3 protein-coding genes are annotated in these 1,308 nt (G+C 41.7%); all 3 read right to left on the bottom strand.

Annotated elements, in window-relative coordinates; all coding sequences use genetic code 11:
* Positions 1–222, bottom strand: a 222-nt coding sequence (locus ACNA6I_RS23015) for a DMT family transporter (RefSeq protein ID WP_416314229.1), incomplete at its 3' end; no start/stop codon positions are given.
* Positions 222–566 (bottom strand): DMT family transporter, encoded by a 345-nt coding sequence (locus tag ACNA6I_RS23010; RefSeq protein WP_416314228.1) that lies wholly within the window; start codon positions 564–566, stop codon positions 222–224. The genes ACNA6I_RS23010 and ACNA6I_RS23015, both read right to left, overlap by 1 nt.
* Positions 559–1,143 carry a TetR/AcrR family transcriptional regulator gene (locus tag ACNA6I_RS23005; RefSeq protein ID WP_416314227.1) on the bottom strand — a complete coding sequence of 195 codons (585 nt, stop codon included), beginning with the start codon at positions 1,141–1,143 and terminating at the stop codon, positions 559–561. Before ACNA6I_RS23005 ends, ACNA6I_RS23010 begins: the two co-directional genes overlap by 8 nt.
* Between the last annotated feature and the right edge of the window lie 165 nt (positions 1,144–1,308).

Genomic DNA, 1,308 nt, shown 5'->3' with positions numbered 1-1,308 from the left:
TCCGACCAGTCCTGATCCCACGGTACCGATTCCGGTCCAGATCGCATAGGCAGTACCCATTGGTAGAGACTGCATCGACAAACTCAAGAATATGAAGCTGCATGCGAGCCCAGCGACAAAGATGAGATAGGACGATACGCTTTTTTTCCGGGTGATCAGGTTCAATCCCGTTACACCAACCACTTCAAATACCCCTGCAAGAATAAGGTATATCCAACCCATTACGATTCACCTCCCTGTTCCTGACTCTTCCCTGTCACCAGCTTAAGCCCGATGACGCCTGCCAATAACACAAGGATCAATACGACTTTAGCCACCTGAAACGGAACATTGAAAAAGACCATTTCCGCAATGACCGTACCCGTCGTTCCTAGACCGGCAAACACGGCATAGGCGGTTCCTACAGGTAGGGACATTTGAGTTGCCTTAATTAAAAATCCAAACGATAATACAATCGCTATGATCGTCGCTGCCCACGTAATGAAGTCTGAAGAATGTTTCAAACCGATGACCCAACCCACTTCGAATACTGATCCTAGTACAACAAACGTCCACGCTTTATTCATTCGGAACACTCCCTTCACTTATACCTCTCCAAAACACTTCCAACGAGTGCTCCAAACGTTTTTTTAATCGTTCAGAGCGCCCGTACAACAACTCAACCAGTAGCCCATCTAAGATTGTCAGATAAGCAATAGATGCCTTTTCAGGTGTTATCTGATTTTCAAGGCACTCATATTGTTCAAACAAATTAAGGAAGAGTGTTTCTAAACCGGTTATATACTTTTCCGTTCCCTCTTTAATAGCGTCCTCCAATTGAACTGGTGGAAAAAAAGATGTCCTCAAAAAGAATTTCATTGTAGAGTCTTCCCCATAACGAGCAAGATAATTAGAAAGAAACTGATTCAGCGTGTGAATGATTGGCAACTCACTTTTGGCTAAATACCTATCAATAAAATCTAATTCTTGTTGAACAGAATCTTGATATGCACGGATGAAAAGATCTTCTTTACTTTTAAAATGGGAATAAATGGACTGCTTTTTAATCCCCGCCTTGTCTGCGATGGCAGATAGAGAAGCTCCTTGATACCCATTAAGGGCAAATTGCTCCAAAGCGATTTCTTTTAATTGTTGCGATTTCATTTCCATCACTCCTTTACGAACGTTCGTCAGTTATTTTATCTAGTAAGGGTAAGTTTGTCAAACTATTGAGTGTCCATTTGAATAGAAAGAAAATTCATACATCAATAAGGGCAAACAACTGGATTTCAATCGAGCATTCAGCCAGTAAGAAAATTGACAGTACGA

The organism is Rossellomorea sp. FS2, assembly GCF_047915635.1.
GTDB lineage: Bacteria > Bacillota > Bacilli > Bacillales > Bacillaceae_B > Rossellomorea > Rossellomorea marisflavi_A.
The sequence above is the reverse complement of the archived record's forward strand: the minus strand, read 5'-3'. Positions and strand labels throughout refer to the sequence as shown.